Genomic DNA, 22,624 nt, shown 5'->3' with positions numbered 1-22,624 from the left:
ACTACCACGTCAGCGCATTGATCGCAGTGTCGGAAGAATTTTCGAAACTTTTTTCGACAACGTTGACGCACAACACTTCCGCCGTTGACGACGCAGTGATCCCTGGTTACGTTGATCCGAACTCGCATTCACTTCTCTGCGAAGTTCGAGAGCGCTCTCGCGTCGACGAATTCCCACGTCCGGAGGGCCACACCGGCGCTGCGAGAAGCCCAATCACGGCAACCGAACGAACTGGAGACACGATGACACGGTGGAATCGGGGCACGGGCGCCTGCGCACTCGCCGGCGCGGTCGTCGCCGGGGTCACCGCCCTGGTCGTCAGCGGCGGCACGAGCGTCAGCGCCGCCGAGTCGGCGTTCTACGTCGACCCGTCGAGCTCGAGCGCGCGGTGGGTCGCCGCGAACCAGGGCGACTCGCGGGCGGCGGTCATCCGCGACCGCATCGCCTCGGTGCCGCAGGCGCGGTGGTACACCACGACCAACACCTCGACCGTGCGGTCGGAGGTCAGCTCCTTCGTGGGCGCCGCGGCCTCCGCCGGCAAGATCCCGATCCTGGTGGTCTACAACATCCCCAACCGCGACTGCGGTGGCGCGAGCGGGGGCGGCGCGTCCTCCCACACGGCCTACCGCGCGTGGGTCGACGAGGTCGCGGCGGGCCTCGCCGGCCGCCCGGCGACCATCGTGCTGGAACCGGACGTGCTGCCGTTGATGACGAACTGCCAGAGCACGGACCAGCAGAACCAGACGAAGGCGTCGATCGCCTACGCCGGCAAGAAGCTCAAGTCCGGGTCCGGTCAGGCCAAGGTGTACTTCGACATCGGCCACTCCTCGTGGCTGACCCCGTCGGAGGCCGCGAACCGCCTGCGCGCCGCGGACATCTCCAACAGCGCCGACGGCATCTCGACCAACGTGTCGAACTACCGCGCCACCTCCGACGAGGTGAACTTCGCGAAGAACGTGCTCAACGCCGTCGGGGACAGCCGCCTCAAGGCCGTCGTCGACACCAGCCGCAACGGCAACGGTCCCGCCGGCAGCGAGTGGTGCGACCCGTCCGGGCGCGCGATCGGCACGCCCAGCACGACGAACACGGGCGACTCGAAGATCGACGCGTTCCTGTGGGTCAAGCTGCCCGGTGAGTCGGACGGCTGCATCGCGCCCGCCGGTCAGTTCGTCCCGCAGCGGGCCTACGAGCTCGCGCTGGCGGCCGGCCCGATCACGACGACGACGACCACGACCACGACCACCACGACGACCACGACCGGCGGCAACCCCGGTGGTGGGTGCACGGCGACCCACCGCGTGACCAGCCAGTGGCAGGGCGGCTACTCCGCGGAGATCGTGATCGTGAACCGCGGCGCGGCGATCAACGGGTGGACGTTCTCGTTCTCGGCGCCCGGCGTCTCGGTGACCCAGGGCTGGAACGGGACGTGGACCGACGCGGGTGACGAGGTCAGGGTGGCGAACGCGGCCTGGAACGGCTCGATCGGTTCCGGCGCCCAGCTGAGCATCGGCTACAACGCGAACTACAGCGGCACGCCGCCGTTCTCGTCACCGGTGCTGAACGGCGTCGCCTGCTCCTGAGGCGGCGGCAGGGAGCGGGGTCCCCGGCCGTGCGCGGTCCGGGGACCCCGGCATGTCCCGGCTTCTCGCGTGCTGCGGCCGGGTCCTCGATGCGGCAGGAGGCGGACCTGGTGGGACGGTCGCGCGTGACCCTGGCCGACGTGGCGGCGGCGAGCGGCGTGTCGGTGACCACGGCCTCGCTCGTGCTGACGGGGCGGGGGAGAGAACTGCGCATCTCCGCCGCCGCGCAGGAACGGGTCCGCTCCACCGCGCAGGAGCTGGGCTACCGGCGGGGCACGGCGCGCTCCGGGCTGTCGCGGACGATCGGGTTCGTGCTCGACGCCGCCGAAGCGCCGGGCGACGTGGTCAAGGGTGCCCTGGAAGCCGCGCACCGGCTCGGGTTCCTGCTGCTCGTCGGGGAGTCCTGCGGAGACCCGGTGCGGGGACGGGCCCTCGTCGACTCGATGCACGACAGGCGGGTGGACGGCGTGGTGTTCGCCGCCGTCCGGCCGGGGACGCGCACCGAGCCGCCCGGCCCGCGGCACGGTCCGGTGGTGCTGCTCGACGCCACCTGCCCCGGCCTCCCCTCGGTGGTGGCCGACGAGGTGCAGGGCGGCCGCTCCGCGGCGCGCCGGCTGCTCGAAGCGGGCCACACCCGCGGTGTCCACCTGATCGGTACCGACGTCCGTGCCGCCGCGGAGCGTCTCACCGGCCTGCGCGAGGTCTTCGACGCGGCCGACGTCGTCGTCACCACCTGGAACAGTCCGGAATGGACACCGGAGGCCGGGTACGACGCGACCACCCGGCTGTTGCGCCGCCACCGCCCGAAGGCGTTGGTCTGCCTGGACGACCGCCTCGCCTTCGGCGCGTACCTGGCGCTCGCCGACGCCGGTCTCTCGGTACCGGGAGACGTGTCCGTGCTCGGGTTCGGCGACGACCCCGTCGCGTCCTGGATGCGTCCCCGGCTGACGACCGTGGCCCAGCCCCGCCACGAGCTCGGCGCACGGGCGGTGGAGGTGCTGGTGGAGGTCGTCGAGGCCCGCGGGTGCGGTGCCCGGACGCCACTGGTCCACCGGGTGCCGATGCCGGTGCGCGAGGGCGGTTCGGTGGCGCGGGCGCACCGTTGACCTGCGGTTGTTCGCGTTAACAGTGCTGAGATGGCAGATGGCGGTTTATTTGACTCGAAAGCCGGACTGCTAAAAGTTAGCGCTCACATTTAGCTTTGACCCCGGCGCGAGCGCGTCGTTACATTGCTGGGAGCCGCCCCTGCCGTTGACCTCGTCGACGAAAGGCTCACCATGCCGAGCCCGTTGAAAGCGCCGCGCGGTGCGCCGCCCGCTCGCGATGTCCGGTCCACTGTGGAGTCCCAGACCGGTCTCGCGCTGCCGCCGGGCGGTTCGACCGCGCCGGGAACCGCTGCCTGACCCCTGGCGTTCGCCCCTGCCTCCCGATCCCTCCAACGACGAAGGGTCATCATGTTCCTCGCACGGTTGTTCACGTCCCGGCGCGCCCGGCTCACGGCGCTGGCCGCGGTCCCGCTCGTCGCGGTCACGGCGCTGACCGCGGTGGCCGAGCAGCCCGCCTCGGCCGCACCGGGGTGTTCGGTCACCTACGCCACACCGTCGCAGTGGGACGGCGGGTTCACCGCGAACGTCGCCGTCACCAACCTCGGTGACGCGGTCGACGGCTGGACCCTCACCTGGAGCTTCGGTGCGGGGCAGCAGGTGCGGCAGGCCTGGAACGCCCAGGTGAGCCAGTCCGGTGCGCAGGTGACGGCGCGCAACGTCTCCTACAACTCGGCGATCCCCACCGGCGGCAAGGTCGAGTTCGGGTTCAACGGCGCCAGCAGCGGGTCGAACCCGAGCCCCACCGCGTTCACCCTCAACGGCACCCTGTGCACCGGCGACGTCGGCCCCACGACCACCACGACGACGACCACCACCACGACCACGACCACGGGCAACCCGCCGGTGGGCAACCTGCCGTCGAGCTTCCGCTGGTCCTCGAGCGGCCAGCTGATCAGCCCGAAGCCGGACTCGACGCACGCGAACGTCGCGGTGAAGGACCCGAGTGTCGTGTACTACAACGGCAAGTACCACGTGTTCGCGTCGACCTACACCGACGGCTACAACCTGATGTACACGAGCTTCAGCGACTGGTCGCAGGCGTCGGCGGCACCGCACTACTACCTCGACCGCTCCGGCATCGGCAGCGGCTATCGCGCGGCCCCGCAGGTGTTCTACTTCGCGCCGCAACGCCTCTGGTACCTCGTCTACCAGACCGGGTCGAACGCGTCGTACTCGACGACCACCGACATCGCGACCCCGTCGTCGTGGTCGGCGCCGAAGAACTTCTACGCCAACGGCATGCCGCAGATCATCCGCGACAACATCGGCAACGGGTACTGGGTCGACTTCTGGACGGTGTGCGACACCGCGAAGTGCTACCTGTTCTCCTCCGACGACAACGGCCACCTCTACCGGTCCGAGACGACCGTGGCGCAGTTCCCCAACGGCTTCACCAACACCGTGATCGCCATGCAGGACAGCGACCGCTACCGGCTCTTCGAGGCGTCCAACATCTACAAGATCGCCGGGAAGAACCAGTGGCTGATGGTGCACGAGGCGATCGGCACCGACGGCCGTCGCTACTTCCGCTCCTGGACCGCTCCCGCGATCACCGGGCCGTGGACGGCGCTCGCCGACACCGAGTCGAACCCGTTCGCCCGCGCGAACAACGTGACGTTCCCGGGTGGACAGTGGACCCGCGACATCAGCCACGGCGAGATGGTGCGCACCAACGTCGACCAGACGATGGAGATCAGCCCCTGCAAGCTCAGCTACCTGTACCAGGGCATGGACCCCGACGCCGGCGGTGACTACAACCGGCTGCCCTGGCGGCTCGGCCTGCTGACCCAGACGAACTCGACCTGCTGACCGGTGGACCCGACGCCGCCGGCCACGCGCGCCGGCGGCGTCCCCCGAAGGCACCCCGGAGAAGGCACCCCGGAGAAGGCACCCCGGAGAAGGCACCCCGGAGAAGACCCTGCGAGAAAGACCCTGAGAGAAGACCCTGCCAGAAAGGGGCGACGATGCCCTCCCGGTCCAGGAAGTCCCTCCTCGCCGCGCTCCTGCTCGCGGCGACGTTCGTGCCCACCCCCGCCGCGCCCGCGGCTCCCGGCAGCCCGGCCCTCACGCCGCCGCTCGGCTGGAACAGCTGGAACAGCTTCGGCTGCGGCATCACCGAGGCCCAGGTCCGCCAGGCGGCCGACGCGGTGGTGTCGTCGGGCATGCGCGACGCCGGCTACCAGTACGTGGTCGTCGACGACTGCTGGTTCGACCCGCAGCGCGACTCGTCGGGCAACCTCCGCGCGCACCCGTCGAAGTTCCCGAGCGGCATGCAGGCGCTGGGCGACTACATCCACGCACGCGGCCTGAAGTTCGGCATCTACCAGGTGCCCAACGAGAAGACCTGCGCGCAGACCACCGGCGCCTTCCCCGGTGCGACCGGCAGCAAGGGCCACGAGGTCCAGGACGCGCGCACGTTCGCGTCGTGGGGCGTGGACTACCTGAAGTACGACTGGTGCTCCGGCAGCGGCACCCGCGACGAGCAGGTCGCCCGGTTCTCGATCATGCGCGACGCGCTGCGCGGCACCGGCAGGCCGATCGTCTACAGCATCAACCCCAACAGCTTCCACGCGCCGACCGGTGACCGGTACGACTGGAGCGAGGTCGCCGACCTCTGGCGCACCACCGAGGACCTGCTCGACATCTGGCAGAACGGCAACACCAACAGCTACCCGATGGGCGTGGGCAACGTCGTCGACGTCACCGCCCCGCTCGCCGTCCAGGCCGGTCCCGGGCACTGGAACGACCCGGACATGCTGGTCGTCGGGCGCCCCGGTCTCACGCTCACCGAGTCGCGCTCGCACTTCACGCTGTGGTCGCTGATGGCGGCACCCCTGATGGCGGGCAACGACATCCGCTCGATGTCGGCGGACGTGAGCGCGGTCCTGCGCAACCAGCGCCTGATCGCGGTGAACCAGGACCGCCTCGGCGCCGGCGGCCGGCGGGTGCGCGACGACGGCGCCACCGAGGTCTTCGCCAAGCCCCTCTCGGACGGCTCTGTCGCGGTCGGCCTGTTCAACCGGGGCAGCGGCACCGCCACCATCTCCACCACCGCGGCCCAGATCGGCCTGTCGGGCGGCGGTTTCACGCTGACCGACCTGTGGAGCGGCGGCACGTCGACCACGTCCGGCGCGATCTCGGCCTCCGTTCCCGCGCACGGCGTCACGGCGTTCCGGGTGACCGGCGGCAGCCTGCTGGAGAACACCACCTCGCGCCTGCGCGGCGCCGGGTCGAACCGCTGTCTCGACACCGAGAACGCCTCCACCGCGGCCGGAACCGCCGTCGTGGTGCAGGACTGCCTCACGCCCGCCTCCCAGCGGTGGACCTCGTGGGGCAACGGCGAGATCCGCGTGTTCGGCGACAAGTGCCTCGACGCGTACGACCAGGGCACCGCGAACGGCACGCGGGTGATCGTCTGGCAGTGCAACGGCCAGGCGAACCAGCGCTGGACGGTCGGCTCCGACGGCACGGTCCGCAACGTCAACGCCGGGCTGTGCCTGGACGTCGAGGGCGCGGCGACCGGCAACGGGGCCCGGCTCGTGCTGTGGACCTGCAACGGCCAGGCCAACCAGAGGTGGTCGCGATCATGAGGTGGGCACCGGCGGCGTTGGCCGCCCTCACCCTGGTGGCCGCGGGCGTCGCGGCGAGCACGACCGCGCAGGCGGCACCGGGCTGTTCGGTCACCTACACCAGGACCTCGGAGTGGCAGGGCGGCTTCGGCGCGTCCGTGTCGATCACGAACACCGGGGACGCGCTCACCGGCTGGACGCTGGAGTGGACCTACGCCTCCGGCCAGCAGGTCGGTCAGCACTGGAACGCCGTGATCACCCAGAGCGGCGGCGACGTCAGTGCGCGCAACGCCTCCTACAACGGGTCCGTGCCGACCGGCGGCAAGGTCGAGTTCGGGTTCAACGCCACGTCCGGTTCGGCCAACGCCGACCCGGTCTCGTTCCGCCTGAACGGCACCACCTGCAACGGTGGGACGGGCCCGACGAGCACCACGACGACGACCACCACCACCACCACGACCACCAACCCGCAGACGGGCAACTTCAGCAACCCCGTGCTGTGGCAGGACTTCGCGGACATCGACATCATCCGCGTCGGTGACGCGTACTACTACTCGGCCTCGACCATGCACTACTCGCCGGGCGCACCGGTCCTGCGTTCGTACGACCTCGTCAACTGGGAGTTCGCCGGGCATTCCGTGCCACGGCTGGACTTCGGCTCCAAGTACGACCTCAACGGCGCCCGCGGGTACGTGCGCGGGATCTGGGCGTCGTTCCTCAACCACCGCAGCAGCAACAACACCTTCTACTGGGGCGGCTGCGTCGACTTCGCCCAGACGCACATCTACACCGCCACCGCGGTCGACGGGCAGTGGTCCAAACTGTCGACGATCAACAAGTGCTACTACGACGCCGGCATGCTGGTCGACGACAACGACACGATGTACGTCGCCTACGGCAACACCACGATCAGCGTCGCCCAGCTCTCGGCGGACGGGAAGTCGGAAGTCCGGTCGCAGCAGGTGTTCCAGACGCCGTCGAACATCGGCACCCTCGAGGGCGCCCGGTTCTACAAGCGCAACGGCAGCTACTACATCTGGCTGACCAGGCCGGCGAACGGCCAGTACGTGCTGAAGTCGTCCAGCCCGTGGGGCCCGTACACCGTGCAGCAGGTGCTGCTGAACATGCCCACGCCGATCCAGGGCGGGGGAGTGCCGCACCAGGGCGGGCTCGTGCAGACGCAGAACGGCGACTGGTACTACATGGCGTTCGTCGACGCCTACCCCGGCGGACGCGTGCCGGTGCTCGCCCCGGTCACGTGGACCTCCGACGGCTGGCCGCGCATCACCACCGTCAACGGCGGCTGGGGCGTGAACTACCCGAAGCCGAATCTCCCGGCACCACCGCGTCAGGTGAAACCGATGACCGGTGTGGACACGTTCGACGGCACGAGACTCGGGCCGCAGTGGGAGTGGAACCACAACCCGGACACCACGAAGTTCAGCGTCAGCAACGGACTGAGCCTGTCGACCGCCACCGTCACCAATGACCTCTACAACGCCCGCAACACCCTCACCCACCGCGTCCAGGGACCGACCTCCACCGGCACCGTCACGCTCGACGTGGGCGGGATGCGCGACGGCGACCGCACGGGTCTCGCCATGCTGCGCGACTCGTCGGCGTGGATCGGGGTCAAGCGGGACAACGGCGTCAACCGGGTCGTCGTGGTCAACGGCCTCACCATGGACAGCAACTGGAACACCACGGGCACCGGCACCGAGGTCGCGAGCGCGCCCCTGTCCGGCACCCGGATCTGGTTGCGCGCCAACGCCGACATCCGGCCCGGCAGCGGACGGCAGGCCCGGTTCTCCTACAGCACCGACGGGGTGAACTTCACCTCGCTGGGCTCCGGGTTCACGTTGAAGAACGAGTGGCAGTTCTTCATGGGCTACCGGTTCGGCATCTTCAACCACGCCACGCAGGCGCTGGGGGGCGTGGTGGCGGTGCGGCGGTTCGAGCTGTCCACCCCGTGACGTGGAGCGGGTCCCGCACATGCGCCTGTGCGGGGCCCGCTCCGCTTGACGCCGCCGATCACGCCACCGGCGTCCGGCGCCTCCCGTCCGGTCCTGCCGGAAGGTCCTCGCCCCGGCCGTGGTGCTCCAGACTCCCGTCGGGCGCCCACCGGACGAGGTCGTGGGTCCTGGCCATCACGTGGTGGCCGCCGAGGAACGGGTCGGGGTGGTACCGCCGCGCCTCGGGGCCGGTCAGGCCGGTGTGGGCGTCGGTGACGCACGCCCCGCCGGTCCACAGCTCGCCGACCTCGCCGATCGGGCACGGGTTCCGGTCCTCGTCCAGGACGTAGACGGTCGTGTTCGGCACCGGCCTGCCGATGGTGAGCGGCCCGGAGCCCGGTTCGTACCGCCGCACGGTGGTGACGATGCCGAGCTCGGTCCTGCCGCACGCGTTGTACAGCGCCGCGCGGTGCGACCAGGTGTCCGCCAGCGCGAGCGGGCATCGTTCGCCCGTCACCGCGACCGTGTGCGTGCCGCCGCAGGCGTCCGGGTCGATCGACTCCAGGAGGCTCGGCGTGGCGATCACGACGGCCGCGGCGCTCGCGGTCCTGCCCGCGTCGTCGCCGCGCAGCACGAGCGTGCCGCCGTTCGCCAGCGCGCCGAACACCTCCCACATAGCCGCGCCCGAGGCGATGGGCAGCAGCTGCGACACCCTCGTCCCCCGGCCGATGCCCAGCGAACCCGGTGCGGTCAGCACCAGGTTGCACAGCGTCGCGTGGGAGATCCGCACGGCGTTCGCCGACGTGAAGCTGACGGCGGCGACGTCCGACTCCGCGGCGGGGGTGCGGCGGAACGCGGGGAGATCGGGCAGCGCGTCGATGGCGACGACGGTGGCCAGGTGGTCCGGCAGGGGGTCGGTGCTCGTGGTGAGCACGATGTCGATGCGCGCGGTGCGCACGACGTGCCGCAGGTGGCGCTCCGGGGTGGTGCGCGCGTCCTGCGGGACGTAGACCGCCCCCGCCTTGAGCACGGCGAGGATGCCGACCACCATCCAGACCGACCGCGACAGGAACAGCCCCACGTGGTCGCCGGTGCGCACACCGCGGCGGACCAGGAGCTCGGCGAGCAGCGACGCCCTGGAGTCGAGCTCCCCGTACGTCAGCGACGCGCCGAGGTGCTCGACGGCCCTCACCCGCGGCTGTCGTGCGGCGTGCGCCTCGAACGCGTGGTGGACGCGGTCGAACGGCGGGGTCCTCACCGGTCCGGCGCCGAACTCCTGGAACAGCGCGCGGTCGGCGGGAGTCAGGTCGCGCAGGGCGGATTCCCGGAACACGACCCGAGAGTGCCCTGCCCGTGTTTCGTCCTCGTTCGAATCACCTGTCGATTCGAACGTCGTTGCACAGCGGAGACATTTCGAAACTCAGTCCGCAGTGGACAGCCGGAACACCGTCTCCTGGTGGTAGACCTCGCCGGGGCGCAGGACCGTGCTGGGGAAGTCCTGGCGGTTCGGCGAGTCCGGGAAGTGCTGCGTCTCCAGCGCGAACCCGCCGTGGCGGCCGTACGGACGGCCGCCGGTGCCGACCAGCTCGTCGGTGAGGAAGTTGCCGGAGTAGAACTGCACGCCGGGCTCCGTCGTCCACACCGTCAGCACGCGGCCCGACGCCGGGTCGTGCGCCCGCGCGGCGAACGGGGCACCCTCGTCCAGCACCCAGTTGTGGTCGTAGCCGCCCGCGATCTCGAGCTGCGGGTCGGGACCGTCGATGCGCGCGCCGATCGGGGTCGGCTGCCGGAAGTCGAACGGGCTCCCGTCGACCGGCACCGGGTCGCCCGCCGGGATCAGCGTCGCGTCGACCGCGCAGTACCGGCTCGCGTGCAGCACCAGCGAGTGGTCGCGCACGTCGCCGCTGCCCTCGCCGGCGAGGTTCCAGTAGCTGTGGTTGGTCATGTTGAGCACGGTCGGCGCGTCCGCGGTGGCGCGGTAGGTGATGCTCAGCCGGTTGTCCCGGTCGAGGCGGTACGTCACCTCCGCGGACACGGTGGCGGGGAAGCCCGCGTCGCCGTCGGGGCTCACGAGCTCGAGCCGCAGGCCCACGCCGTCCGCGTCGCGCAGCTCGGTCGCGGACCACACCTCGGTGTCGAACCCGGCGGGACCGCCGTGCAGGCTGTTCGGGCCGTCGTTGACCGGCACGTGGTGCACGACCCCGTCGAGCGTGAAGGTGCCGCGGGCGATCCGGTTCGCGTACCGGCCGATCAGGGCGCCGAAGAAGACCCGGTTCGAGCCGGGCTGGCTGTTCTTGACGTAGTCGTCGAGGGAGGGGAACCCGAGCACCACGTTGGCCGGCGTGCCGTCGCGGTCCGGTGCGTCCAGCGACTGGACCACACCGCCGTAGTCCAGCACGCGCACGGTGGTCCCACCCGGTGACGTGAGGACGTACCGGTGCACGTCCGTGTCACCGAGCCTGCCGAAGAGCTCCCGGCTGATCTCGGGTTCCCGCTGCGACATCGAACTCCTTGGCTCAGTTGATCCGGGCCCGGCGGTGGTGCGGCCGGATCCGTTGTGGTGCGACGCTTTCCAGGTCGGCGCGACCTTCCTCGCATCGTAGGAGATCGTCCCACTGTTCAGCGCCCGCCACGTGCACCTCACCGTTGCCACGACTGTGCCCGGCGTCACTCGTGCGACCGCCGCCGACCGCGGGAGCGGACCGGCGGCGGCCGTGGAGCAGACCCGCGGGGGATCAGGCGCGGCGCTTCGTCCAGACGTCGTAGGCGACCGCGACGAGCAGGACGAGGCCTTTTACGAGCATCGTGCGTTCGGTGGGCGCGCCGATCAGCGACATGCCGTTGGTGATCACACCCATGATCAGGCCACCGGTGATGGCGCCGACGACCTTGCCGACGCCACCCTGCACCGCCGCTCCGCCGATGAACGCGGCCGCGATGGCGTCGAGCTCGAACGACATGCCGGCCGTCGGACCGGCGAGGTTGAGCCGCCCCGCGACGATCACACCGGCGAGCGCGGCCAGCGCGCCCATGTTGACGAACAACCAGAACGTGACGGCCTTGACCTTCACGCCGGACAGCGTGGCGGCCTGCAGGTTGCCGCCGATCGAGTAGACGTGCCGCCCGAACACGGAGTTGTTGGCCATCAGCGAGTACCCGAGCACGAGCGCCGCGAGCAGCACCAGTGTCCACGGCAGGTTGCGGAACCGGGCGAGCTGCACGACGATCGCCATCACGACCACCGCGACGCCCGCGATCTTGAGGACGAACAGCGGCATCGGGTCGACCACCTGCCCGTAGCCGAGCCGTGCCGAACGCTTGCGCCACTGCGACAACGCGAAGCCCGCGACGCAGGCGAGACCGGCGAGCAGGCTCAGGAGGTCGGCGCCACCCAGCGGGCCGAGCCCGATGTTGCCGAGGTAGCCGCCCGTGAACCCGTTGGACAGCTTGCTGATCGCGTCCGGGAACGGCCCGATGCCCTGGTTGCCCAGCGTGGACATGGTGAGCGCGCGGAACACGAGCATGCCCGCCAGCGTGACGATGAAGGCGGGAATGCCGAAGTAGGCGATCCAGTACCCCTGCGCCGCGCCGATCAACGCGCCGGACAGCAGCGTCAGCAGCACGGCCACCGGCCACGGCACTCCCCATTGGACGGTCAGCACCGCGCAGATCGCACCGGTCAGCGCCACCGTCGAACCGACCGACAGGTCGATGTGCCCGCCGATGATCACCAGGATCATGCCGATCGCCAGGATCAGCACGTACGAGTTCTGCACGATGATGTTCGAGATGTTCTGCGGTTGCAGCAGGTCGCCGCCCGTGACCACCGTGAACAGCGCGACGATCAACACGAACGCGACGTAGATGCCCGACTGCCTCAGGTTGATCGAGAACCGCCGGGGCGGGCCGGGCGGGGCTGCGGCAGGGGCGGGCGCGGTCTTCGTGGTCATGAGCTCTGTCCTCGCGTCATGTACTGCATCAGACGTTCCTGCGTGGCCTCTTCACGGCTCACCTCACCGGTGATGCGGCCCTCCGACAGCGCGTACACGCGATCACACAGGCCGAGGAGCTCCGGCAGCTCCGAGGAGATCACCAGCACCGCGCGGCCCTGGGCGGCCAGGTCGTTGATGATCGAGTAGATCTCGTACTTGGCGCCGACGTCGATGCCGCGGGTGGGCTCGTCCAGGATCAGCACGTCCGGGTCGGTGAACATCCACTTCGCCAGGACGACCTTCTGCTGGTTGCCGCCGGACAGCACGCCCACCGGCGTCGCCACGGTCGACGTCCTGATGCCCATCGACCGCCGGTACCGCTCGGCGACCGAGTTCTCCTCGTTCTCGTTCACCCAGCCGCGGCGCGAGAGCTTGTCCAGCGCGGCCGCGGACACGTTGCGCTGCACGGCCTCGATCAGGTTGAGGCCGTAGCGCTTGCGGTCCTCGCTCACGTAGGCGATGCCGTTGTCGATGGCCGCGCGGACCGACCTCGTGTCGATCTCGCGGCCGTCCTTGACCACGCGGCCCGAGATGCCGACGCCGTAGGAGCGGCCGAACACGCTCATCGCGAGTTCGGTGCGGCCCGCTCCCATCAGCCCGGCGAGACCGACGATCTCCCCGCGCCGCAGCGAGATCGTGGCGGCGTCGACGACCTTGCGGTCGGGCTGGGCCGGGCTGTGCACCGTCCAGTCCTCGATCCGCAGCACCTCCTCGCCGATGTCCGGCGTGCGCGGGGGGAACCGGTCGTCGAGGTCGCGGCCGACCATGCCGGCGATGATGCGCTCCTCGCTGAGCCCGTCGGCGGGGAGCGTCTCGATGGTCCTGCCGTCGCGCAGCACGGTGACCGTGTCGGCGATCCTGGTGACCTCACCGAGCTTGTGGGAGATGATCACACAGGTGATGCCCTCGTCCCGCAGCCCTGCGAGCAGGTCGAGCAGGTGCTGCGAGTCGTCGTCGTTGAGCGCCGCCGTCGGCTCGTCCAGGATCAGGAGGCTGACCTCCTTGGACAGCGCCTTGGCGATCTCGGCGAGCTGCTGCTTGCCGACGCCGAGGTCGTCGACCGGGGTCGTCGGGTTCTCCCGCAGGCCGACGCGGTCGAGCAGCACCTGGGCGTCGTGGTTGGTGCGGTTCCAGTCGATGAACCCGCGACGCGCCCTCTCGTTGCCCAGGAACAGGTTCTCCGCGACGGAGAGCTGCCCGCACAGGGCCAGCTCCTGGTGGATGATCACGATGCCGCGGCGCTCGCTGTCGCGCACGCCGTCGAACGCGCACGGCTCGCCCTCGAAGAGGATCTCGCCGTCGTACGTGCCGTGCGGGTGCACCCCGGACAGCACCTTCATCAGCGTGGACTTGCCAGCGCCGTTCTCCCCGCAGATCGCGTGGATCTCACCGCGCCGCACGGTCAACGAGACCTCGTGCAGCGCGGTGACACCCGCGAACCTCTTGGTGATGTCCCGCATCACCAGGACGTCGTCGGTCACCGGGACCTACTTGAGCTGGTCGGCGGTGTAGTAGCCGGAGTCGACGAGTTCCTTCTGGTAGTTGGCCTTGTCCACCGGGATCGGCTGGAGCAGGAACGACGGCACGACCTTGACGCCGTTGTTGTAGTCCGTGGTGTTGTTGACCTCGGGCTTGGTGCCCTTGAGCACCGCGTCGGCCATCTTCGACGCGACGTCGGTGAGCTGGCGGAGGTCCTTGAAGATCGTGGAGTACTGGTCGCCCTTGATGATCGACTTCACCGAGGCGACCTGGGCGTCCTGGCCGGTGACGATCGGGAGCGCCTGGCCGCCCGAGCCGTAGCCGTTGCTCCCGAGGGCGGAGATGATGCCGATCGAGATGCCGTCGAAGGGCGACAGGACTCCGTCGACCTTGGCGCCGCCGTAGGTGGAGGTGAGCAGGTCCTCCATGCGCTTCTGCGCGGTGGCCGCGTCCCAGCGCAGGATCGCGACGGTGTTGAAGTCCTTCTGGCCCGACTTCACGACGAGCTTGCCCTGGTCGATGAGCGGCTGGAGGACGGACATCGCGCCGTTGAAGAAGAACGTCGCGTTGTTGTCGTCGGACGACCCGGCGAACAGCTCGATGTTGAAGGGCCCCTCGCCCCTGGTCTTCAGGCCGGCCAGCAGCGAGTTCGCCTGCTGCACACCGACCTTGAAGTTGTCGAACGTCGCGTAGTAGTCGACGTTCGGGGTGTTGAGGAGCAGGCGGTCGTAGGAGATCACCGGGATCTTCGCGTCCGCGGCCTGCTGCAGCTGCGAGCTGAGCGACTTGCCGTCGATCGACGCGACGATCAGGAGCTTGACGCCCTTGGTGATCTGGTTCTCGATCTGGCTGGCCTGGGTGGGGATGGAGTCTTCCGCGTACTGCAGGTCGACCTTGTACCCCTTGGCCTCGAGGCTCTTCTTGAGGCTGTCGCCGTCGCGCACCCACCGCTCGGACGACCGGGTGGGCATGGTGACGCCCACCAGCGACCCTTCCCCCGAGCCGGTTTTCTGATCGACTGTCTTTTCCGACGAACCGCAAGCCGCGAGGGAGACGGCGAGCGCGGTCGTGACCGCGATCCGGACAAGCCTCATTGGTTCTCCTCGATGTCACCGACAGGCAACAGTGCTGTAGGCGGCGAGTGTTATCGCTAACAACTTTGCCGTCAAGTGTCAGGTCGATAACGCCAGGTTGCAGCTGTTAGCGCTCACAGGTTGCATTTGGAGGGAAACGCCCCGGAGTTCGGGAGTGGTGCAGGTCACTGAGCGGGCGCTCCGGGGTGGCTCGTCGGTGGGTCTGGGCTGGGCGGGGGACTGGTTTACCGCAGGCCCGGTCGTCGTGGTGGGAGGCGGGGCTGGTTCTCGGGGTGTGGCGGGCCGGGTGGACGGTGGAGTCGGGTCCAATTGAGACGCGCTGGGTCCGTTGTGCGTCGTTCGTCGCGCGCCATCTGCCGCCTCAGTTGCGCAACGCGCGAAGCACCTGGCACACGGACCTCGCTGCCGGGACCTCGCTGCCGGGACCTCGCCGCCGGAACCTCGGCACCTGGACCTCATCGTCCCGACTTAACCGCGCCCACCCCGCCGCCCGGATCACCCAACCTCGGCGCTCCCCGCTGGCCGCGGGCCAGGCCGTCCACCTCGGGGCCTGCTGCGCGCACAGCCCGCCACCCGCCGCCCCGCGGCCACTCCACCGCCGCCACCCGACCCGCCCACCACCTGTGGCCACCCGACCCGCCCGCACCCCTCGACCCACCCCGAAAAGCAAAGCGCCCGCCGCCACCCCGAGGATGGCGACGGGCGCTGGAACCCCCAGCTCACCCGGTCTTGCAAGCCTTCCCGTTCACCGAGAACGCCGCCGGGTCCGCCCCGCTCCCGGACCCGTTGAACCCGATGCTCACCGACTTGCCCGGGTCCACCTTGCCGTTCCACGACATGCTCGCCGCCGACACGTCCCGGCCGGTCTGGGTCCACGTCGCCGACCACCCGGCGGTGACCCGCTGCGTGCCGGGCAGGGCGAAGCCGAGCGTCCAGGCGGTCCAGGGCTTCGTGCCCGTGTTGGTGATCTGGACCTGCGCCGACAGGCCGTCCGGCCAGCGGTGGGCGGTGAAGCCGACCTGGCAGTCCGAGGCCGGGGTCACGACGGCGGACTTCTCCGCCGCCCAGCCGGAGACCCAGGCGAGGGAGGAGTTCCAGTTGATCGCGACCTCGTTCACCGAGTACGCGCCGATGTCGTCGACCCAGCAGCGTTGTTGCGGGCAGCCGACCAGCAGGCGCTGGGCGATCGGGTCCTGCAGGGCGCTGTTCGGGCCGCCGGCCAGCGAGCCGGCGGGGGCGGTGGGCAGGGTCGGGTCGTTCTGGTGCGCCCAGAAGCGGTGGTGCACGTTGCGCACGGCCTGGTCGCCGTAGCCCGCCACGTACGAGGTGCTCAGCGGGTTGCGGCCGAGGAGGTAGTGCAGCGCCTCGAACACGCCGTCGCGGTACTTGGCGGCGCCGGTGAAGTCGTGGGCCAGCGCCAGCACGGTGGCGTTGTTCAAGACCGACGAGTTCGAGCCCCAGACGTAGCCCGCCGAGCTGTTGTCGTACGGCGCGGCGTAGCCCATCGAGGACATCGCGGTCAGGTGCTGGTCCGCCACGGTGGCGAACGCGGACTTGATCGCGGCCACATCGGACGCGGGCAAGCCGTTGGGCGCCAACGCGAGCGTGATGTCACCCAGTGGAGCCGTTCCGCCCCAGTGGAAACCGCCGCGGTTGAGCGACGCCGCCTTGTAGTGCGGGGACGACGTCACGTCGGTGCGGTACGAAGCGTCCCCTGTGGTCGCGTACAGCTCCGACGCGGCCCAGTAGAACTCGTCGCTCACGGTGTCGTCGCTGTACGCGCCGCCGCCCGTGCCGTCGTTGGGGTCGGCCAGCTTGGCCGGGTTCGCCTTCGCCGCAGCGTAGGCCTTGCGGGCCGCCGTGAGCAGCGTCGTGGAGTACGTCGCGTCCACGGTCTTCCAGAGCCGGGACGCCTGCGCGGCCACCGCGGCCAGGTTCAGCGTCGCGGCGGTGCTGGTGGGGGACAGGCGGCGCGCCTGGTCGTCCAGTTCCGGACGGGTGGGCAGCGCGGTCCAGTTCACGTCGTGGATCTTGTGGTGCGCCATGCCGTCGGGCGCCTGCATCTTCAGCAGGAAGTCGACCTCCCAGCGCGCCTCGTCGAGCAGGTCCGGCACGCCGTTGGACTTCTCCGGGATGTTCATCGCGCCGTCGCGGTACGCGGTGGCGTCGCCCACCCGGACGGCGCGTTCGTAGGCGTTGAGGAGCTGCCACGTGGCGATGCCGCCGTTGACGACGTACTTCCCGTGGTCGCCCGCGTCGTACCAGCCACCCCGGACGTCCAACGTGTACCCGCACGCGAGGTCGGCGCGGCACGGCACGTTGTTGTCGCCCTGGTTCGGCGCGACGTTCACGTGCCCGGCAGGCCGCGCGTACTCGGCACCGACGTACTGCGCCTCGATCGGCGTTCCGCTGCGCTGGTGGTAGAAGAACGCGAGCGAGTCGTAGCGCAGCCGCTTGAACGCGTCCGCCGAGATGTCGAACGGGAAGCTGCTGTCCTCGCCGACGGTCAGCGTGTAGCCGGTGCCGGGCGTGTCGTAGGACGAGAAGTCGATCTGGTGCACCGAGTCGCCCGACGTCGCGTCCGCGCCCTTCGGCACCGACTGGCCGGTGGCCACGGTGACGCCCGCGCTGTTCTTCAACGCCCACGGCTGCGGTGAGGTCGCGGTCGAGACGAGCGTCGCGCGCTTCGGCAGACTCGGCGCGTACGCCACCAGGTCGACCTGGACCTTCTTGGTGGGGATGGGCGTCACGCCACCGGGAGGCTTCACGCCGCCGACCACCGAGACGTTGTCCACGCAGATCGTGTTGTCGAACGTCTGGCCGCCCAGCTGGAACGCGACCTGGCCGTTGCCCGCGTCCGGGAAGTCCAGAGTGGACGTGAAGGTGAACGTGAAGTGCTGCGAGGTGGGGGAGAGCGTGAAGGTCTGGCTCGCGATCCCGCGGTACGGGCTGACGCTCTCACCCGCCGCGGCCGTCACGGGCTGGGCCGTGGTGGCGTGCGCGTCGAACGAGAACGTGTAGGACTGGCCGCTCTCGAACGGGACGCCGTTCTGGCCGATCAGCGCGTCCCAGGGGTTCGTCGTGCCGCCGGTCACCGACGCGCACAGCTCGCCACCGGTCACGCGGTTCGTCACTCCGGCGCCGCTCCACCAGGGGTCGGCGGTGCCGGTGTCGAACCCTCCGTTGAGCACGCGCTCGTAGTCCGCCGCGGCGGCCGCGGGAGGAACCGCGACGAGCGCCACGAGCAGGGTCGCGGCGAGCAGGCGTGGGGGTTGCGATCTCATGGTCTTGAGGTTCTCCGTCCTCGTCGACGGGGCTTCTGGGAGCGCTCCCAGGCGACCGTAGGCGGAGTCCGGTGACGGCTACAAGGGCCGGTCGGCCACTGATGGGCTTCGACGGTCGATTCGACTCGAAAGGCCCTGGGGGATCAGTGCAACAGCCGGTCGACCAGGTCGAGCCACGCGGCCTCGATCCGCTCCAGCGGCACGCCTTCCTCGCGGACGAGGTGGTCGACCAGCACGACGTCCACCGCGGCCAGCAGCGTGTGGGCGAGCAGCCCGGCGTCGGCGTCCGGGAGCGCCGCGCGCAGCAGCAGGACCACGTGCCGGTGCCGCAGGTGCTTGGCGGGGACCGAGAACCGGCGCTCCGGCGACGGCTCCGCTGCCAGGTAGAGGTCCAGGTTCGCGTGCTCGTGGCGGATCACGGCCGGCCCGAACGCACGGAGGCGCGCCGCCGGGTCCGCGCCGGGACCGAGCGGCGGGGGACCGCTCAGGAACGCCTCCTGGAGCAGCTGCTCCGTCCGGTCGATCAGGGCCTGGAGCAGGCCGTTCCGATCGCCGAAGCGCCGCGACACGGTGCCCTTGCCGACGCCGGCCGCCGCGGCGACGTTCTCCATCGTGATCGCCGCCGCGCCGCGTTGCGCCGCGAGCCGGGCCGCGGCGTCGAGCAGCAGCGCCCGGTTGCGCACGGCGTCGGCGCGCAGCTGCTTCTCCGGCCCCACGAGGGGCAGCGGTGTGCTGTCGATCACTCCACCAGCCTAACCGGAAGATAAACGGGCCGCGTCCCGTTTACGCCATCAGTCCACTCGAAGCCTTCACCCTGGGAGTCACACCATGGCCGTCCGCATCCTCACGCTCGTCGGCAGCCTCCGGTCCGGGTCGCACAACCGCCGGCTCGCCGAGGCCGCGGTCCAGATCGCGCCCGAGCACGTCGAGGTCGGCGTGTTCGAGGGCCTGGACACCGTGCCGTTCTACAACGAGGACGTCGACGTCGAGGGCACCGTCCCCGCCGCCGCGACCAGGCTGCGCGAGGCGGCCGGCGACGCCGACGCCATCCTGCTCGTCTCGCCCGAGTACAACGGCACCATCCCCGCCGTGCTGAAGAACGCCATCGACTGGCTGTCCCGCCCCTACGGCGCCGGTGCCCTCAACGGCAAGCCGGTCGCCGTCGTGGGCACCGCGTACGGCCAGTACGGCGGTGTGTGGGCGCAGGACGAGGCCCGCAAGGCCGTCAAGATCGCCGGTGCCGCGGTGGCCGAGGACCTGACCCTGTCGATCCCGGGCTCCGTCGTCCGCTTCGCCGAGCTGCACCCGGTCGACGACCCCGAGGTCACCGAGAAGCTGTCCGGCGTGCTCGAGGGATTGGCGTCGCGCGCCGTCGCGACCGTCTGACGAGGCACGACCCGTGGTCGCCTACCCGCTCGGGTGGGCGACCACGTGCGTCAGCGCGGAGACGCGCCGGTACGGGTCGGTCGCTCCGGCGCGTTCTTCGGACGCCAGCAACGCTTCCAACTCGTGGGCGTCGGGCAGGGGAGCGTCGTCGGCCGCGGTGTCGGTGAAGACCCGGACGCCGTACCACGCCTGCACCCGCATCCGGCGGGCCGTCAGCGCGCCGACCAGGTCGTCGAGGCGGTCCGCACGGGCCGTCACGCCGATCCGGTTGGCGTAGCCCGGGTCGTCGAACGCACGCCGCGCGGCGTCCCAGTCACCCCGCAGGCCGGGCCTCATCGCGAGCGCGTCCCCGTTGCGCACCAGCAGGGACAGCAGACCGCCCGGCGCCACCAGCCGGACCAGGTCGGCCAGCACCGGCGCGGGATCGTCGAAGTACATCAGCACCCCGTGGCACAGCACGACGTCGAAGCTCCCCGCGCCGAACAGGGAACCGAGGTGCGCGAGGTCGCCGTGGACGGTCCGCGCCCGGACACCGCCGAGCGAGCGTTCCAGGTCGTCCAGCAGGGTCCGGGACGAGTCCAGCCCCGTCACGTCGTGCCCGGCGCGCGCGAGCCGGACCAGCTGCGTTCCCTGGCCGCAGCCCACGTCGAGGACCCGCGCCGGCGCCGCGGGCAGGTGCGCCGCGAGCTGCCGGGAGACCAGCTCCTGGCGGACCACCTGCCGGAGCGTGCCCAGCCGGGCCCGCCACGTCTCCTCGCCGGCCGCGAATCCGCTCATCCCGCGATCATGCGCTCGCGCGGCGCACGAGTGAAGTGGGCAGCAGCATCGACTGCGGCAGCTTCTCCTCGCCACCCAGCTCGGCCAGCAGGCGCCACGTCATCGTGCGGCCGAGCTGTTCGACGTCCTGCCGCACGGTCGTGAGCGGCGGGGTCGCGGTCGCGGCGAGCACCGAGTCGTCGAACCCGACCACGGCCACGTCGTCGGGGATCCGGTAGCCCTTCGCCTGCAGCACCCGCAGGGCGCCCAGCGCCATGATGTCCGCGGCCACGAAGACCGCGTCGAGAGTGGGCGCGCGCCGCAGCAGCTCCTCCATCGCCAGCGCGCCGCTCTCCGGCGTGAAGTCGCTGTGCACCACCAGTTCCACGGGCATGCCGTGTTCGGCCAGGCCGCACCGCCAGCCGCTGAGCCGGTCCATGCCGACCGCCATGTCGCGCGGGCCGGCGATCGTCGCGATCCGCTGCCGGCCCAGCCCGATGAGGAAGCGCACGGCCCCGAGGGAGCCGTTGAAGTTGTCCGAGTCGACGAACGGCGCCCCGCCGCCGGCGAGCGGACGGCCGCCCGACACCACGGGCAGCCCCGTCTCGTGCAGCGTGCGGGGCAACGGGTCCTCGCCGTGCAGACTGACGACCAGGGCGCCGTCGACGTGCCCGCCGGTGAGGTAGGCGACCTGGTCCTCGCCGTCGAGCGGCTGGTTCATCATCAGCAGGAGCTGCACGTGCCGTCCGGCGAGCTCGGCGTGCACCCCGCGCAGGATCCCCGCGAAGAACGGGTCCGCGAGGACGCGGCTGCCCTGCTCGGAGATCACCAGCGCGATGGCGTTCGCCTTGCTGCCGGCCAGGGTGCGGGCGGCGTGGTTCGGGCTGTACCCGAGCAGCGCGATCGCGCGGTGCACCGACTGGCGGGACCGCTCGCTCACGTACTTCTCGCCGTTGATCACCCTGGACACGGTCGACTTCGACACCCCGGCCACGCGCGCGACCTCCTCGATGCGCGGGCCGGGGCGGCGACTCCTGCCTTCCGTCATGAGACGGAGACCAGCGCGTTGTCCCGCGCCACCCGGCTGTACCACCTCGCACTCATCTTCGGCGTGCGGACCTGGGTGTCGTAGTCCACGTGGACGATGCCGAACCGCTTCGCGTACCCCTCTGCCCACTCGAAGTTGTCCAGCAGCGACCAGCAGAAGTACCCCCGCAGGTCGACGCCCGCCATGATCGCCGTGTGCGCGGCGCGCAGGTGGGAGGCGATGAACCCGGTGCGGTCCACGTCGTCGATGGCCCCGTTGCCGGTGAAGTCGTCGCGGAACGCGGCGCCGTTCTCCGTGATGTACAGCGGGAGCTTCGGGTAGTCGTGGTGCACCCGCAGCAGCACGGACGTCAGCCCGTCCGGCCTGACCTCCCAGCCCATGTCGGTGATCGGCGCGTCCCGCTGGGGGAACGACGCCTGGCGCACGCCCACCCACGGCGACGGGCCGGGCTCGCTGCCGTTGGCCGCCGAGCTGACGTAGTGCTCGGTGTAGTAGTTCACGCCGAGCATGTCCATCGGCCCGGAGATGATGCCGAGGTCGCCGTCGCGGATGTGCTCGCCGAACCCGAACGGCTCCAGGTCCGCGAGGATGTCGGCCGGGTACTCGCCGCGCAGCAACGGGTCCAGGAAGATCCGCTGCTGCAGGCCGTCGAGCCGGCGCGCCACGTCGAGGTCGGCGGGGTCGCGCGGGTCGACCGGGATGATCGGGTACATGTTGAGCGTGATGCCGACCTTGGCACCCGGCGAGGCGGCCCTGATCGTGTCGTTGGCCAGGCCGTGGCCGAGCAGCAGGTGGTGCACCGCGGCGACGGCGGCACGCGGGTCCGTGCGGCCGGGAGCGTGGACGCCGGCCGCGTAGCCGAGGAACGCCGAGCACCACGGCTCGTTCAGCGTCGTCCAGTTCTCGACGCGGTCACCGAGCGCCTCGACGGTCGCGGCCGCGTAGTCGGCGAAGCGGTACGCGGTGTCGCGGTTCGCCCAGCCGCCCTTCTCCTCCAGGGCCTGCGGCAGGTCCCAGTGGTACAGCGTCGGCCACGGCACGATGTCGTGCGCCTTCAGCGTGTCGATCAGCCGCTTGTAGAAGTCGAGACCCTTCTGGTTGACCTCGCCGCCGTCCGGCCGCACGCGCGGCCAGGCGATCGAGAACCGGTAGGCCTGCAGCCCCAGGTCCGCCATCATGGCGACGTCCTGCTCGAACCGCCGGTAGTGGTCGGCGGCCGGTTCACCGCAGTCGCCGCCCACCACCTTGCCGGGTTGCCGGCAGAACTCGTCCCAGATGGAGTCGGTGCGACCGTCTGCTCCGGTCGCACCCTCCACCTGGAACGCCGCGGTCGCGGATCCCCACAGAAAACCCTGTGGGAAAGCAATGTTCTCCATTT

Annotated in this window: 16 protein-coding genes; 6 read left to right on the top strand and 10 right to left on the bottom strand. The window is 70.5% G+C overall.

Going from position 1 to position 22,624, the window contains the following annotated elements; all coding sequences use genetic code 11:
* Positions 1 to 242: 242 nt before the first annotated feature.
* The 5 genes from ACFWV3_RS14505 (at position 243) to ACFWV3_RS14485 (ending at position 8,228) form a co-directional block, all read left to right on the top strand.
* Positions 243 to 1,580, top strand: coding sequence for a glycoside hydrolase family 6 protein (locus tag ACFWV3_RS14505; RefSeq protein WP_382411604.1), 1,338 nt, complete (start codon positions 243 to 245; stop codon positions 1,578 to 1,580).
* Positions 1,581 to 1,609: 29 nt separating this feature from the next.
* Entirely contained in the window at positions 1,610 to 2,686 is a 1,077-nt protein-coding gene (locus ACFWV3_RS14500; RefSeq protein ID WP_382411603.1) for a LacI family DNA-binding transcriptional regulator, read from the top strand.
* A 348-nt stretch (positions 2,687 to 3,034) separates the two neighbouring features.
* A complete protein-coding gene (locus tag ACFWV3_RS14495; RefSeq protein ID WP_382411602.1) occupies positions 3,035 to 4,495 on the top strand; it encodes a non-reducing end alpha-L-arabinofuranosidase family hydrolase in 1,461 nt (486 codons plus the stop codon).
* A 155-nt stretch (positions 4,496 to 4,650) separates the two neighbouring features.
* Positions 4,651 to 6,276 (top strand): glycoside hydrolase family 27 protein, encoded by a 1,626-nt coding sequence (locus ACFWV3_RS14490; protein ID WP_382411601.1) that lies wholly within the window; start codon positions 4,651 to 4,653, stop codon positions 6,274 to 6,276.
* Positions 6,273 to 8,228 carry a family 43 glycosylhydrolase gene (locus ACFWV3_RS14485; protein ID WP_382411599.1) on the top strand — a complete coding sequence of 652 codons (1,956 nt, stop codon included), beginning with the start codon at positions 6,273 to 6,275 and terminating at the stop codon, positions 8,226 to 8,228. The genes ACFWV3_RS14490 and ACFWV3_RS14485 overlap by 4 nt, the downstream gene beginning before the upstream one ends.
* 58 nt (positions 8,229 to 8,286) lie before the next feature.
* Here ACFWV3_RS14485 and ACFWV3_RS14480 read toward each other — a convergent pair whose 3' ends face one another.
* The 7 genes from ACFWV3_RS14480 to ACFWV3_RS14450 all read right to left on the bottom strand — a co-directional run bounded on the left by ACFWV3_RS14480 (position 8,287) and on the right by ACFWV3_RS14450 (position 18,799).
* Entirely contained in the window at positions 8,287 to 9,540 is a 1,254-nt protein-coding gene (locus ACFWV3_RS14480; protein ID WP_382411598.1) for an AMP-binding protein, read from the bottom strand.
* Positions 9,541 to 9,627: 87 nt separating this feature from the next.
* On the bottom strand, positions 9,628 to 10,710 hold the full coding sequence (locus ACFWV3_RS14475) for an aldose epimerase family protein (protein WP_382411597.1): 1,083 nt from the start codon (positions 10,708 to 10,710) through the stop codon (positions 9,628 to 9,630).
* 232 nt (positions 10,711 to 10,942) lie between these two features.
* Positions 10,943 to 12,157, bottom strand: coding sequence for a multiple monosaccharide ABC transporter permease (mmsB, locus tag ACFWV3_RS14470; protein WP_382411595.1), 1,215 nt, complete (start codon positions 12,155 to 12,157; stop codon positions 10,943 to 10,945).
* Positions 12,154 to 13,659 (bottom strand): multiple monosaccharide ABC transporter ATP-binding protein, encoded by a 1,506-nt coding sequence (gene mmsA, locus ACFWV3_RS14465; protein WP_382411814.1) that lies wholly within the window; start codon positions 13,657 to 13,659, stop codon positions 12,154 to 12,156. Before mmsA ends, mmsB begins: the two co-directional genes overlap by 4 nt.
* Positions 13,660 to 13,686: 27 nt before the next feature.
* Positions 13,687 to 14,772: a multiple monosaccharide ABC transporter substrate-binding protein gene (chvE, locus tag ACFWV3_RS14460; protein WP_382411593.1), complete on the bottom strand. Its 1,086-nt coding sequence runs from the start codon at positions 14,770 to 14,772 to the stop codon at positions 13,687 to 13,689.
* A gap of 719 nt (positions 14,773 to 15,491) precedes the next feature.
* Positions 15,492 to 18,056, bottom strand: coding sequence for a glycoside hydrolase family 9 protein (locus tag ACFWV3_RS14455; protein WP_382411592.1), 2,565 nt, complete (start codon positions 18,054 to 18,056; stop codon positions 15,492 to 15,494).
* Positions 18,057 to 18,199: 143 nt separating this feature from the next.
* On the bottom strand, positions 18,200 to 18,799 hold the full coding sequence (locus tag ACFWV3_RS14450; protein ID WP_382411591.1) for a TetR/AcrR family transcriptional regulator: 600 nt from the start codon (positions 18,797 to 18,799) through the stop codon (positions 18,200 to 18,202).
* Between the two features lie 85 nt (positions 18,800 to 18,884).
* Between ACFWV3_RS14450 and ACFWV3_RS14445 the strand changes: the two genes are divergently transcribed.
* On the top strand, positions 18,885 to 19,442 hold the full coding sequence (locus tag ACFWV3_RS14445) for an NAD(P)H-dependent oxidoreductase (RefSeq protein WP_382411589.1): 558 nt from the start codon (positions 18,885 to 18,887) through the stop codon (positions 19,440 to 19,442).
* Positions 19,443 to 19,463: 21 nt separating this feature from the next.
* Here the strand turns inward: ACFWV3_RS14445 and ACFWV3_RS14440 are convergent, their stop codons facing one another.
* The 3 genes from ACFWV3_RS14440 to ACFWV3_RS14430 are packed head-to-tail and all read right to left on the bottom strand — an operon-like array spanning position 19,464 to position 22,622.
* The gene (locus ACFWV3_RS14440; protein ID WP_382411588.1) at positions 19,464 to 20,219 is read right to left on the bottom strand and encodes a class I SAM-dependent methyltransferase; all 756 of its coding nucleotides are present in this window, start codon (positions 20,217 to 20,219) and stop codon (positions 19,464 to 19,466) included.
* Positions 20,220 to 20,226: 7 nt separating this feature from the next.
* A complete protein-coding gene (locus tag ACFWV3_RS14435; protein ID WP_382411587.1) occupies positions 20,227 to 21,246 on the bottom strand; it encodes a LacI family DNA-binding transcriptional regulator in 1,020 nt (339 codons plus the stop codon).
* On the bottom strand, positions 21,243 to 22,622 hold the full coding sequence (locus tag ACFWV3_RS14430; protein WP_382411585.1) for a GH1 family beta-glucosidase: 1,380 nt from the start codon (positions 22,620 to 22,622) through the stop codon (positions 21,243 to 21,245). The genes ACFWV3_RS14435 and ACFWV3_RS14430 overlap by 4 nt, the downstream gene beginning before the upstream one ends.
* Positions 22,623 to 22,624: the final 2 nt, after the last annotated feature.

This window comes from Lentzea sp. NPDC059081, assembly GCF_042738015.1.
GTDB lineage: Bacteria > Actinomycetota > Actinomycetes > Mycobacteriales > Pseudonocardiaceae > Lentzea.
This window is presented reverse-complemented; position numbering and strand designations above follow the sequence as displayed.